Here is a 13,444-nt window from a genome sequence, read left to right as displayed (position 1 = left end):
CATTTATTTAGCCGGCCAAAAGAAAGCATGTTAATACGGAAAAACCATTCGGCCGTTAGCTGCCGGAACAATTAACCCCTGAAAACAATAAAGGCTGCCTTATTGTCGGGCAGCCTTCATTGAAATTAACTAATTTGATTGGATGGGTCTAAAAACATAGCCATGACATCATAAAACCTGATCTTTGTTTAACCGGCAACCGGATGGTTCGTCCTGTCACCTATAATTTCACTATGGTTTTCTAATACCCAGGCGTCAAGCATTTCACATTCTTCCGGGGTGAGCCATCGCCTGTGTTTTTTAAGTTCTTTCAGGAAAAGTTCCTTATCAAAACTTACCCTGTTCAATATTTCTTTGAGGTAGTCCTGCATAGAATAGCAACAAACATCATCCAGTGCCTGCAAATATGCATCAGAAAAATGTTCAGAAGCGGACAAATTATCAAGCGCCCGGTTTTTTTTATCAAGCGCACCGGTTTTACTGATATTCGTAGTAAAACCGGAAAGTATTCTCCGGTATTCATCAGCCTTTGGCAGTAAAAAACCCTGCAGCTGAAGGGATCAAAAAAAAAGAACATGGCAAAAACGGGAAATCCCTTTTCGCTATGTTAAAATTCAAGCAGGCTGATCAACCGGGAGTCCGGTCATTGCAGACGCTTTCGGAGTTCTTCGGTCTGCTTTTCGAATCCGGGTTTACCCAGCAGGGCGAACATATTTTTCTTGTAGGCTTCAACGCCGGGCTGATCAAAAGGATTTACATCCAGCAGATATCCCGAAAGGGCGCAGGCGAATTCATAGAAATACAACAATTGACCCAGGGTATGCTCATTGATCTGCGGCAGGCTGATGACGATATTGGGAACCTGACCGTCGACGTGAGCCAGCAGGGTGCCGAGTTCCGCCTGGCGGTTGACCTCATGCAGACGCTTTCCGGCCACAAAGTTTAGCCCGTCGGCGTCGTCGGTTTCAGCCGGAACTGTTAAATCGCGTTTGGGCTTTTCGATGCTGAGTACCGTTTCGAAAATAATCCGGAGACCTTCCTGAACATACTGACCCATGGAGTGAAGATCGGTGGTAAAACTAACGCCCGCCGGGAAAATGCCCCGGTTTTGCTTGCCTTCGCTTTCGCCGTAAAGCTGTTTCCACCATTCCGTAATATAAATCAGCGACGGCTGATAGTTTACCATAATTTCCACCGGCTTTCCGGAGGCATACATCGCGTTGCGCGCCGCTGCATAGAGAAAAGCCGGATTTTCGTCCATGGTTTTGGCGGTGGTTACCAGTTGCTTCATTGCACGGGCGCCTTCCACAAAGCGGCGGATATCGAAACCGGCTACGGCAATGGGAAGCAGGCCCACAGGTGTAAGCACCGAATACCTTCCTCCGACATCATCCGGGACAACATACGTTTTATACCCTTCGGCGTCGGCCAGGTTTTTTAAAGCGCCCCTTGATTTATCAGTAATTGCAATTATCCTCCGGCATGCCTCATCTTTACCATACTTCTGCTCCAGATGCCTGCGCAAAACCCTGAATGCAATGGCAGGTTCGGTGGTGGTACCCGATTTTGAGATCACGGTCATGGCATAGTCATACCTGTCAAGCACATCCATCAGATCAGCCAGGTAGTCTTCCGAAATATTGTTGCCGGCATAGACGATCAGAGGCGCTTTCCGTTCCTGCTTTGTCAGCAGTCCGGCAAAGTTGTGGTGAAGCGCTTCGATCACCGCGCGGGCACCGAGGTAGGATCCGCCGATGCCAACCACTACATAAATGTCGGCCATCGCAGCTATTTCACGGGCATCCTGCATAATGGAGCCAAGCATTGCTTCATTTGTTTCGTCAGGAAGGGTAATCCATCCGAGAAAATCATTGCCTTTCCCGGTTTTGTTTAACAGTGTTTCCTGATGCAACACCAGCTGTTGTTGATAAGAATAGATTGCCGCTTTGCTGACAAAGCCTTCGAGTTTATCGGTATTTATCTTCAGATCAACCATATTTCAAAAAGGTTTGGAAAAAGTTTTGGCAAAGATACGTCAGACTAAATTAAAAAAGTGCAGACCTGTGGGGAGACTGCACTTTTTAACACAACACACTTGGTAGCATTTACACACACAAAACACACCAAAACAAAACACAATAGGGTCAGAACACTACTGTTGTATTTTTCACAAAGCAAAATTACAATATCAGCTCCGGGCGGAATGTTAACGAAATGCAACAAACGTTAAAAGTTGTTAATGCACTGAGGTTTATGCCCTCAGCCCGCTTACCTTTGCCATATGAATAAACGTCACATCATACTGATTACGGCACTGGTAGGGGTAGCACTTATCATACTGACGGGTATACAGACCTACTGGATACGCAGTGCGGTGAAGCTGCGCGAAGCCGGGTTTCAGCGCAGCGTGGCCGAAGCCATGGGAGATGTGATGAGCCGGCTGGAGAAAGCTGAAATGAGCCGGCAGATGAAGAAAAACAAAGAATACAATAACCTGCTCAGGGCAATTGATTCACTCGATTATCTTATTTTTCAGGAAACGGGCAGGATGCCTGACGATGAACAGGCCGGCGGCTCGTTTAACTACCAGCGCCAACAGGAATGGGGAGAAGTTTTTGAGGATAATCAATGGAAACTGGTTAAGAAATCTGACTCAGCGCGCATAAATTTCCCGGGATCCGATTCCATGCCCATTGTCCGTTCCGATCTGAGCGAAAGGGCCAGGCAACTGAACCGGAAGAAAGCTTTCCTGCTTAACCAGGTGTTTGATGAGATGTTCAACTCTCCTTTTACCCCTAACATCGAAAGCAGGGTTACCAAGGGTCAGCTCGACACCCTTATCAACATGGCGCTTAAAGCAAAAGGGATCAATGCAGAATACGAGTTCGGGGTTTTCAGCGAAGGCAGAAATATCATGGTACTTGAGAAAAACGCATCATTCCGGAAGACTTTGATGGATGAAGGGTTATTCTTCCCGATGTTTGCAGGAAACGGATACCCTACCGGAGACTATCTGCTGATCCAGTTCCCCAAACAAACCCGTTACCTGGTGCTGCAGATGAGCGGTATGCTGATGATCTCCGGCGGATTGATGCTGCTGATCGTGATCGCTTTTGCCGTCGTGATCATTGCCATTTTCCGGCAGAAGAAACTCTCGGAAATGAAGAATGATTTTATCAATAACATGACCCATGAGTTCAAAACCCCCATTTCAACAGTATCGCTGGCCTGTGAGGTGCTGAACGACCCCGATGTCCCGAAAACAGAAGACCTGCTGCACTCCTACATCGACATCATCAGTCAGGAAAACAAACGGCTGGGCGTGCTGGCTGAAAAAATCCTGCAGACAGCCATCCTTGAAAAAGGACAGCTCAATCTCCGCAAAGAAAGAACGGACCTCCACGAAGTGATCTCCGACATTGTCCGCAAGATCGCCATACAGGTGCAGATCCGCGACGGAAGCATTACCCCCTTGCTGAATGCACAAAACCCGGTAATACTGGCCGACAGGGTGCATGTGACCAATATGATCAACAACCTGCTTGACAATGCCAATAAATATACCCCTAAAAAACCGCTGATTACCATCGCAACCGAAAACAGGAACAACGGTTTGCTGATCAGCATTACCGACAATGGCACAGGCATCAGTAAAGCAAATCAGAAAAAAATATTCGATAAACTCTACCGTGTGCCAACCGGCGATGTGCATAACGTAAAAGGTTTTGGTCTCGGGCTGAGTTATGTTAAATTTATTGTCGAAAAACATGAAGGCGAAGTGAGTGTTGAAAGTGAACCCGGAAAAGGCTCAACCTTCCGGGTATGGCTGCCTTCGGGCGAAAAATAAAGGGATAAGATCCCCTGAAATCTGTTATTAAAGTGTAAAGCTATGGAAAAGGAAAAAACAAGGATTTTGCTGGCTGAGGATGACCGTAACCTGGGCAATATCCTCAAATCATACCTGGATGCCAAAGGTTATTCCACCCGACTGGTAGTAAACGGACAGGAGGCCTTTGAGCTTTTTTCGAAAGAGCAGTTTGATTTCTGTATTGTAGATGTGATGATGCCGGTAAAGGATGGTTTTACCCTTGCCCGTGAAATCAGGCAGGTTGACCGTAATATCCCGATCCTTTTCCTTACGGCAAAATCCCTCGAAGAAGATAAACTGAAAGGGTTTCAGGCCGGGGCTGACGATTACCTCACCAAGCCCTTCAGCATGGAAGAACTGCTGCTGCGCATCGAAGCCATTCTCAGGCGTGCCGGTTACAGCACCCAGGGGGGCAAAATCTTCGGCATCGGCTCCTTTACCCTTGACTACAACAGGCAGATACTTACCCGCGACGGGCAGGAACACCGGCTTACCTCGAAGGAAAATGAACTGCTCAGGCTTTTGTGCGAAAACATCAATGAAGTGCTTGACCGGAGTTATGCGCTGAACAAGATATGGCAGGACGACAGCTATTTCAACGCCAGAAGCATGGATGTTTATATTGCCAAATTACGCAAATACCTGAAGGGCGACGACAACGTTGAACTGATCAATGTTCACGGAATCGGATTCAAGCTCGTTGTTAAAGACTAACAACGGCTGCCCGGGTTCAGGCATTTTTCCGCATGAATTCTTCCGCTTTTTCTACCATATGGCGCGTTCCGACAAAAAATGGCACGCGCTGATGCAGACTTTCGGGCTGTATATCGAGGATACGTTCATACCCGGTTGAGGCTTTGCCTCCCGCCTGCTCAGCCAGGAAGGCTATGGGATTGCATTCATAGAGCAGCCTCAGTTTTCCGTTGGGATTCTTCAAAGTACCGGGGTAAATGTATATGCCGCCCCGGATCAGGTTCCGGTGAAAATCGGAGACCAGTGAACCGATGTAACGTGTGGTATAAGGCCGGAGTGTAGCCGGGTCATCCTGCTGGCAGAATTTGATGAATTGCTTGACCCCCTCATGAAAATAAATGTAATTTGCCTCGTTGATGGAATATATATTCCCTCCTTCAGGGATGGTCATTTCGGGATGCGAAAGCAGGAAAAGGCCTACCGACGGGTCCAGCGTAAAGCCATTCACGCCATGCCCGGTGGTATAAACCAACATGGTGGATGAGCCGTAAATAATATATCCGGCCGCAATCTGCCGGTTGCCGGGTTGCAGAAGATCCTCAACGGTTCCGGGCCCCGATTCGCTTTTGCGCCGGTAAATGGAAAAGATGGTACCTATGGGCACATTTACCTCGATGTTGGACGAACCATCAAGCGGATCCATGGCCACAACGTACTTCCCTTTCTGCGAAAAGGCATTGTCGTAAGTATACAACTCATCATTCTCCTCGGAGGCTACGGCACAAACCATTCCTCCGTGCCTCATGGCCGTAAGAAAGCAATCATTGGCAAACACATCCAGTTTCTTCTGATCCTCGCCCTGTACATTCTGCTGCCCGAAATATCCGTTGATATCGGCCAGTCCGGCCTTGTTGACTTCCCGGTTCACCAGCTTGGCGGCTATGCCGATGTCGTTGAGTAAACGGGTAAATTCACCGGTAGCGAAGGGGAAATCAGCCTGCTTTTCGGAAATAAACTGAATAAGGGTCTTCATTTTATGATGTGTTTGTGACTTAAACCAAAAAATTCCGGGAATCCGTCTGTAAATCGTCAGGCCGGTTCATATCCGGGCGAAAGTTAAGAAGAATCGCTGATTAAACATGACTAATTTCGCTGCCTGCAAACCTTCGTTCATCATATGTTTTTCATTCATCCTCACAAATTAAGTACTTTTGCGTCATCAAACCTTGGTATATGAAAGTATTCAAATTTGGCGGTGCATCCGTAAAAGATGCTGCTTCAGTCAAAAATGTCAGGGAGATTCTTTCTCATTACAACGGAGAAAGGCTGTGCGTTGTCCTGTCAGCAATGGGTAAAACGACCAACGCCCTTGAAGCGGTGGCGGATGCCTGGATAAAACAGGATATGGCAGCCATTACCCTGCTTAATGAAATTGAAACATTTCATATGGATATCTCAAAAGAGCTCAATGGTGCAGGTTCCAAGCAGCTTAAGCTGATTATCCGTGAAATCAGGCAACTGCTGCAGTCGGCTCCTCCGGCCCTTTACGATGCCGCCTACGACCTGGTGGTTTCAAACGGAGAGCTGATGTCGACCGCCATCGTAAGCGACTATCTCAACCTCAACGGATTGACCAACCAGGAACTCGACGCCCGCAAGGTGCTGATTACCAACGAGGCCTACCGCAATGCCCGGGTGAGCTGGGAAGAAACTTCCGGGAAAATCCGTGCAGCCTTCGATGAATCCAACCCTGAGCAGTTTGCCCCGGTTACCGTCACCCAGGGATTTATAGGCAGCAGTACCAACGGCCACCCGGTAACCCTCGGCAGGGAAGGTTCCGACTTCAGCGCGGCCATCTTTGCCTACGCCCTCGATGCCGGAGAAATGATTATCTGGAAGGATGTTCCCGGTGTACTGAATGCCGACCCCCGCCACTTCGACGACACCGTGCTGCTCGACCGCATCTCCTACCGCGACGCCATCGAGCTGGCGTATTTCGGGGCTTCGGTCATACATCCGAAAACCATACAGCCGCTGCAGAACAAGAATATTCCGCTATACGTGAAGTCCTTTGAAAAACCGGAGGAAAAAGGAACCCTGATCCACAGTTTCGAAGATCAGCCGCTGAATACGCCCTGCTATATCGTGAAAAAAGAACAGGTACTGGTCTCCGTCTCGCCCAACGACTTTTCGTTTATCGCCGAAGACGGACTGCACACCATTTTCGGACTGCTTTCACACATGGGTATCCGCATCAACCTGATGCAGAATTCGGCCATCAGTTTTTCCATCTGTATCGACGACCATCCCGACAAGCTGAACCGACTCTTCAAGGCCCTCAGCGGCGATTTTCGGGTGAAGTACAACCGCGGACTTGAACTGATCACCATACGTTACTACAACAAAAAAATCACCGATAAAATCGTGAACAAACGTCCGGTGCTGCTGGAGCAGAAAAGCCGGCTAACGGTGCAACTGGTGGTTGAATCCCAAAAATCAAAATAAAAGAGCCTCAGGTTTCATAATAACAAAAGGGAAGTCCCGATTCCGGCAGCATCCTGCACACCGTTGAAGATTAACGGCAAATTCCTATTTTTGCGCATCACTCAAATTTTCAGGCATGAACAGCACCCCTGCGAACAAATCGGGTTTCAAGTCCTTCCCGCGCAATTTCTGGACAGCCATCGTGATGGAGTTTTTCGAAAGAGGTTCCTACTACGGTGTGATGTCGGTACTTTCGGTCTACCTCGTCACTTCGGTGGGCGATGGCGGACTGGGTTTCAGCAAGGAAGGCGTGGGGGTAATCAAAAGCACCATTACGCCGCTGCTGTACCTGCTGCCCATACTTTCGGGGGCACTGGCCGACCGCTTCGGCTACCGCCGCACGCTGATGATGGCCTTTACGGTGATGAGCGCCGGTTACTTTTTTACCAGCCTCTCCTCCTCCTACGTTCTTGTATTTATGAGCCTGATCCTGATGGCCATCGGGGCCGGTTTCTTCAAACCGGTGATTTCGGGGACCATCGCCCGAGTAACCGACGAAAGCAATTCAGGCCTGGGATTCGGCATCTTTTACTGGTCTATCAACCTGGGGGCATTTATTTTCCCGCTTATTCTGGTACCTTTCCTGAAAGGGATAGGATGGAATTATATTTTCATTATGGCTGCCGTGGGTACGGGCTCCATGCTGCTGCTCAACCTGTTCGTTTACAAAGAGCCGCCCCGCCCGGCCAATACCAAGCCCCTCGCGGAAGTACTGAAAGGCATTCTGCTGGTGCTGAAGGATTATCGCTTTGTGCTGATGATCGTGATATACAGCGGTTTCTGGATTCTCTATTTCCAGATGTTCGATACCATACTCTGGTACCTGACCGATTACATGGACATGACACCGGTAAACAATGCCATCAACAGTTTTCTGGGGCTGTTTGTCAGCAACCCCTCCTGGAAGTTTGAAGCCGAGCATGTAACGGTGGTCAATGCGGGGGCCATTATCGCGTTGCAGCTACTGGTCTCTTCCATTGTAAAGAAAACCCCCGCCCTGCCCACCATGATCACGGGAATCGCGCTGGGGACGCTGGGAATGGGCATACTGGCCATCAGTACCTATGCCTGGGTATTTGTTGCCGGACTGATTATATTTTCCATTGGTGAGATGACCGCCCACCCGAAATTTATCTCCTACATCGGACTGATTGCCCCGCCCGACAAAAAGGCGCTTTACCTGGGCTACTCTTTCCTTTACGGAGTCATCGGCAGCGGCATTGGCGGCATACTCGGCGCCACGCTTTATGTGAAATTTGTCGACGGTATGGGACGCCCCGGGCTGCTGTGGTTTATCTTCAGTATGATAGGCGTCGCCACCATTATCGGGCTGCTGTTGTATAACCGCTACCTGAAGCCCAGGCAATAAAGATCACCTTAGGTTCAATTTCATTTGCAGTAAAATGGTTCTCACGTGGAAAAGGACCACACTGTAAAATTCAAGGTGTATTTTTTGAGAGTGCGTAATTTAACTGTTAAAATAACCCTCTTAAGCTTTACTGCATCAGATCTTGCCATAACCTGATTTACTCAGGGCGCGATCAGCAGTTTACCGCCGGTGGTTCCTGAGGGTTCCCGCAATCTGTAGAAATATACGCCAGGCTTTGCCCCTGCCGGCTCCCAAACGACTTTCACGCTGTTGGCAGGTATCTCTGCAACCGTTCTTCCGGTAATGTCGGTTATGGTTATTGTACCCCCGGGCGATGGCTGGTCAAGTTCGAAAACTACAAATCCGGCGGCAGGATTCGGATAAACCCTGACCTTCTCATTGATTACACTTTCTTCAAATCCCAGACTACTGATGTTGCCCATGGCATCGGTTTTGATTAATCCGGGAAATACCCGGTTGTCATTGGCTTCATGATATGTTGAAAAAAGATAACCCCCATCAGGGGCAACCTTGATATCAGTAACCCAGCTCTTATCATAATCAGGAAAAGGAAATTGTCTTGTCCACAGGCTGTCTCCTTCTATGGAAGCAGCGTGCATATAAATATTTCTATTAAAATCAGCGCAATTAGCTCCAAAAAAAATCAGATTGCCTTCATGATTTTGTACTGGTCTTTGTACGATACAACTACTGTCAACATAAGCCAGTTTTTTCACTAAAACCTGCGCGCCATTGAGATCATGGTGCATCAGATAATTGCCTGTTACCGGAACATTTGAAAAATTCAGGTAAGATCCTACACAAATATACCTGTCTTCGTATGGCAAACATTCGTATCTGGGCGAGGTTGCAATACTATCGCGCAGAATACCATCCGTATTGAAAATACGCAGGTAAGGAAAAGTAGGCGGATAGTCAAAATGGAAAACAAGTAAGTAGTCTAACGAATAAACGAATAAGTCGCCGCCGTCAGATTCTATGACTGAATATGGCTTTGATTCAGATTCCGTCCCATTGGTTTCTCCGCCATACTGTTTATGCCAGATAATGTTAAAATCCGTATCAAGTTTCAATAAATCATTCCCGCAAACAAGCACCAGATGGTTATCGGCAGTATGCGTGATGGCGTAAGTCTGGAAAGTGCCGAAGGTTGGGATGCTTTTTCGCCTGAGCTCCTGCCATTCGGGAGAATATTTTACAATAAGGGCTGAATCACTGCTTCGCGAAACAACAATATAATGATTGTCAACATGGTCAGTAATTTCCAGACAAGGGTAGAGTCCATGAAAAAATTGAAAATCAAAATACATTTTTCTGGTTTTAATGGTATCACCAAAAAAATCCAGGTGTAGCACAAAAACAAAATCGCCAATAATATCCCTTCCTGAGCCGATCATCCTGTAGCCGGTTTCTTCCAAATCAACACGGGCCGCTTCCGCGTTTCCGAAAAAAGAAAACGACTTAATAAAGTTCTGCGAAAAAGCGCCAAAACTTACCATACAAAGCAAAAGGGTAATAAATTTTTTCATAACATTAGTTTTTAGGTTTTACTCAACCAATTAAATCATTAAAAATTGAGCTGCCCGATTTATTTTAATTAATTCATAATCAACAGTTTGCCAGAAGCAACCGAAGTTGCCCCTTTAATTCTGTAAAGGTAAACCCCGGTTGGCACTTCGCTTGTTTGCCACACCGTCTTCTCGCCGGTTAAAGCCATGGTTGTTACCAGCCGCCCGGTAATATCACTTATGGTTATGTTACCCACTGGTAATGGTTTTTTTAATTCAAAAACTACGTAATCATGGACAGGGTTGGGGTAAACGCTAACCATACCGGCATCATAGGGTATATGATTGGTACTTACCACTGTGGTATCGCGTAATTTAATAAGCCAGATGTCAATGCTGCCATAGTTTGTTACACAAGTAATATCGCCACCATTCTCGGCTACATGCATGGTAGAAGTTATAACATAACTCCCATCGCCATTGTCAATAACACCATTCCAAAGTTTTTCATCGCCTAAACCACCAAAACATTTTTGCCAAAGCAAATCACCCGAGGCATTAATTTTAAAAACCCAAATATCAGAATAGTAACCATGAGGTTGATGCTTTCCCGAAACATCCCCATCGTTGGAGTAGGTTTCTCCGATAACAATATAGCCACCATCCGGGGTTGGGAAAATGCTGTTGGACCAATCATTGTGGGTGCCACCATAACATTTGTGCCATAATATATTGCCCTCAAAATCCATTTTTGCAAGCCATATATCACCGGTTGGGTGGCCTTGTGGTAAAGTTCCATAATGATAACCGGAGCCTGTCATATCGCCATCAGCAGAATAAACATTACATACAAGTATGTATCCATCTTCGGTTTCAAGTATATCATTAACTCCCTCATTTTCACTACCCCCGATACATCTTTGCCATTCAATATTGGCCAATGAATCTATTTTAAACAGCACTATATCTGAGTTTTCGTAGTTAAATGGTGTGCAGGTAATATTTCCACCGGTTGTAGGCATGGAGCCCGAAGCCACCAAAAAGCCACGGTCGGAGGTTTGGGTTATGGAATTGGGAAAATCAAGAAATTTGGTGCCTATGGTGAAATCCCATACTTTATTACCAAGACTGTCGGTGCGAAGCAACCAGGTATCCCAACTGCCAAAATAATTGCTGATATCGCCATCGTCACTACAAGTGTAACCCAAACTTACCATACCTCCATCGTGAGTGTGGCATGCAGTCCATCCTTGATCAAAACATGTTCCACCATACATTTTGTCCCAGATAATGTCACCGCTACCATTTATCTTAAAAAGCCAAAAATTTACATAACCGTCAGGATATGGATTATTTGAAATATCTCCATCTTCTGAAGCAGAAATTGCTGAAATATAGTAACAGTCATTACCTGCAGGGAATATGCGATATGGAACATCAGAAGATGTGCCTCCGATAAATTTTTGCCAAACCAAATTTCCATACAAGTCAGTTCTTATAAGGATAATGTCAGAGCCTAAAGTGTTACTTTCCCTTTCTGCAACAATAATATATCCATCTCCGGTTGAACAAACATCATAAGCAACCTCCTTTACTGTAGTACCAAAACATGCTTGCCATTCCAATACTATGGGTTGAGAAAAAAGGTAAGAATAATGGCAGATGATAAGCAGAATTAATAATAACCTCTTCATGGTAAAAATTTTAAAAGAGGCCGTCTCATAATCGAGGCGGTCTTTTTTTATTTTAAGATTGGAAATAGATGAAAGACAAATTTTTTGATCATAATTTTCTCTAATTGGCAGCACAGAGTATAGGATTGGGTATTTTGTGTTTAATATTCATCAACAGAGAGTCAAAAACGGCTAAAAATGGGTGTTTTTGAGTCATTTTCTTGAGGTTATGGGCCAAAGCAAGCAATCCAAATTCAATAGCTACTTTATCTATTCCACGTAGCAGGAATCTTCGAAAGCCACGGTTTTGTTTTAGCATTCCGAAAACTGGTTCTACGTCTATTGGCCGTTTTTTTCGGTGTGCTATTCCCCTTTCACTACACAGCCGCTCTCTTGCTTTTTTCCTCAATTCATTCAGCCGATGGCTTACTTCAATGATTCTGTTACCTTTTGCTTTATGACATTTTCCTCTTAATGGGCATCCTTCACAGTTAGCAGCCTGGTATCTTGACAGGATTCGTTTATAGCCTGCCTCTGAAGTCTCGATCTTTGTTCCTATACAAATCATGGCTTGACCTATCGGACAGTAATAGCAGTCACGCTCTTTATTATAATAGAGGTTGTCCGGATGAAAAATCCCCTTTGCCTTTTGCTGTTTATGTAGCTCCTGATCAAAATAATTGTACTTAACATATGCCTCTATTTCGTTTTGCTCCATGAATTCATAATTCTCCTCAGATCCATAACCGGCGTCGGCGGTTAATTCCATGGGCATAAAGCCATAAGCCTCCCTGAATGATTCAAGGTGCGTCTTTAATGTTTTAGTATCCGTTGGATTTTGGTGCAGGGTGTAATTAACAATGATTTGCTCGTTTGTGCTGATCTGTGCATTGTATCCCGGTTTTAACTGCCCATTGCGCATATGATCTTCTTTCATGCGCATGAAGGTTGCATCCGGATCGGTTTTAGAATAACTATTGCGCTCTCCCAGGGTTTGCTCTTTCTGTTGATATTCTTTCAACTTATCAGGCCAGTTTTTTTTAGCATATTTCACTTTTTGCTTCACCTTCGGGTCGACCGATTTATCCTGAAGGGCTTGATCAATGATTTCTACTGTTTTACGAACCTCTTCCGGGGATATCCTGGTAAACTGAGTAGGCGAGGTATCTTTAAGCTCTTCTGCAGCAACTTCCTGAGTATACTGCCAAAGTTCATCCAATTGCTTGGCTATGCGTTCTTTATTTGTCTTGATTGCTTTGCCCCAAACAAAAGTGTAACGGTTAGCACTGGCCTCTATCTTAGTGCCATCAGTATAGACATTCTGAAGATCAACATGCCCTGATTCTGCCATCAACATTACCACCTGAGTAAATACTTTTTTTATAACCCCTTTTAATCGATCACTTCTGAACCTGTTTATGGTGTTGTGATCCGGCTTTTCCATTCCGCTGAGCCACATAAAATATATATTCTCTCTGGTTGCGGATTCCAGCTTACGTGAAGAGTATACGTTGTTCAGATATCCATATACCAATACTTTAAGCAGCATTCGGGGATGATAACTTGAACATCCGCCTCCCTTATATCTCTGTAATAAAGGATCAAGGTTGATTTGATCAATAACATGGCTCACAACCCTCACAGGGTGTTCAGGTGTTATCAATTCATCGAAAGTTGGGGGAAAGGCCATCAACTGATTTTGTTGGTATGGCTTAAACCTGGGCTTGCTCGTTTTCATGTCATAAAGATAACTAATTTATCTTATTGA

General features: G+C 45.7%; 9 protein-coding genes and 1 pseudogene. 4 read left to right on the top strand and 6 right to left on the bottom strand.

The window, feature by feature from the left end; all coding sequences use genetic code 11:
- Positions 1-188: 188 nt before the first annotated feature.
- Entirely contained in the window at positions 189-437 is a 249-nt protein-coding gene (locus tag TBC1_RS01505; protein WP_201781617.1) for a hypothetical protein, read from the bottom strand.
- Between the two features lie 206 nt (positions 438-643).
- Entirely contained in the window at positions 644-1,996 is a 1,353-nt protein-coding gene (locus TBC1_RS01500; RefSeq protein ID WP_062037480.1) for a glucose-6-phosphate isomerase, read from the bottom strand.
- Positions 1,997-2,281: 285 nt separating this feature from the next.
- On the opposite strand from TBC1_RS01500, the gene TBC1_RS01495 reads away from it, so the two are divergent.
- On the top strand, positions 2,282-3,847 hold the full coding sequence (locus TBC1_RS01495) for a sensor histidine kinase (RefSeq protein ID WP_062037477.1): 1,566 nt from the start codon (positions 2,282-2,284) through the stop codon (positions 3,845-3,847).
- A gap of 42 nt (positions 3,848-3,889) precedes the next feature.
- Positions 3,890-4,582, top strand: a complete 693-nt coding sequence (locus TBC1_RS01490) for a response regulator transcription factor (RefSeq protein ID WP_062037474.1) — start codon at positions 3,890-3,892, stop codon at positions 4,580-4,582.
- Positions 4,583-4,598: 16 nt separating this feature from the next.
- Here TBC1_RS01490 and fbp read toward each other — a convergent pair whose 3' ends face one another.
- Positions 4,599-5,594 carry a class 1 fructose-bisphosphatase gene (fbp, locus tag TBC1_RS01485; RefSeq protein ID WP_062037471.1) on the bottom strand — a complete coding sequence of 332 codons (996 nt, stop codon included), beginning with the start codon at positions 5,592-5,594 and terminating at the stop codon, positions 4,599-4,601.
- A 200-nt stretch (positions 5,595-5,794) separates the two neighbouring features.
- On the opposite strand from fbp, the gene TBC1_RS01480 reads away from it, so the two are divergent.
- Together TBC1_RS01480 and TBC1_RS01475 are read left to right on the top strand one after the other, a co-directional pair.
- Positions 5,795-7,066 (top strand): aspartate kinase, encoded by a 1,272-nt coding sequence (locus TBC1_RS01480; RefSeq protein WP_062037468.1) that lies wholly within the window; start codon positions 5,795-5,797, stop codon positions 7,064-7,066.
- Positions 7,067-7,181: 115 nt separating this feature from the next.
- The gene (locus TBC1_RS01475; protein ID WP_062037466.1) at positions 7,182-8,474 is read left to right on the top strand and encodes an MFS transporter; all 1,293 of its coding nucleotides are present in this window, start codon (positions 7,182-7,184) and stop codon (positions 8,472-8,474) included.
- Between the two features lie 161 nt (positions 8,475-8,635).
- On the opposite strand, the gene TBC1_RS01470 is transcribed toward TBC1_RS01475, so the two are convergent.
- The 3 genes and pseudogenes from TBC1_RS01470 to TBC1_RS01460 form a co-directional block, all read right to left on the bottom strand.
- Positions 8,636-10,024, bottom strand: a complete 1,389-nt coding sequence (locus TBC1_RS01470) for a T9SS type A sorting domain-containing protein (protein WP_062037463.1) — start codon at positions 10,022-10,024, stop codon at positions 8,636-8,638.
- A 68-nt stretch (positions 10,025-10,092) separates the two neighbouring features.
- Positions 10,093-11,811 carry a T9SS type A sorting domain-containing protein gene (locus tag TBC1_RS01465; RefSeq protein ID WP_062037461.1) on the bottom strand — a complete coding sequence of 573 codons (1,719 nt, stop codon included), beginning with the start codon at positions 11,809-11,811 and terminating at the stop codon, positions 10,093-10,095.
- 82 nt (positions 11,812-11,893) lie between these two features.
- Positions 11,894-13,414: pseudogene (locus TBC1_RS01460) on the bottom strand (IS1182 family transposase); the annotation flags it as partial.
- Between the last annotated feature and the right edge of the window lie 30 nt (positions 13,415-13,444).

The organism is Lentimicrobium saccharophilum (assembly GCF_001192835.1).
Lineage (GTDB): Bacteria > Bacteroidota > Bacteroidia > Bacteroidales > Lentimicrobiaceae > Lentimicrobium > Lentimicrobium saccharophilum.
The sequence above is the reverse complement of the archived record's forward strand: the minus strand, read 5'-3'. Positions and strand labels throughout refer to the sequence as shown.

Excerpts from the sequence above, each read along its gene's own strand:
- fbp (WP_062037471.1), bottom strand. The coding sequence starts at position 5,594 with ATGAAGACCCTTATTCAGTTTATTTCCGAAAAGCAGGCTGATTTCCCC.
- TBC1_RS01470 (WP_062037463.1), bottom strand. The coding sequence starts at position 10,024 with ATGAAAAAATTTATTACCCTTTTGCTTTGTATGGTAAGTTTTGGCGCT.
- TBC1_RS01490 (WP_062037474.1), top strand. The coding sequence starts at position 3,890 with ATGGAAAAGGAAAAAACAAGGATTTTGCTGGCTGAGGATGACCGTAAC.
- TBC1_RS01480 (WP_062037468.1), top strand. The coding sequence starts at position 5,795 with ATGAAAGTATTCAAATTTGGCGGTGCATCCGTAAAAGATGCTGCTTCA.
- TBC1_RS01500 (WP_062037480.1), bottom strand. The coding sequence starts at position 1,996 with ATGGTTGATCTGAAGATAAATACCGATAAACTCGAAGGCTTTGTCAGC.
- TBC1_RS01475 (WP_062037466.1), top strand. The coding sequence starts at position 7,182 with ATGAACAGCACCCCTGCGAACAAATCGGGTTTCAAGTCCTTCCCGCGC.
- TBC1_RS01495 (WP_062037477.1), top strand. The coding sequence starts at position 2,282 with ATGAATAAACGTCACATCATACTGATTACGGCACTGGTAGGGGTAGCA.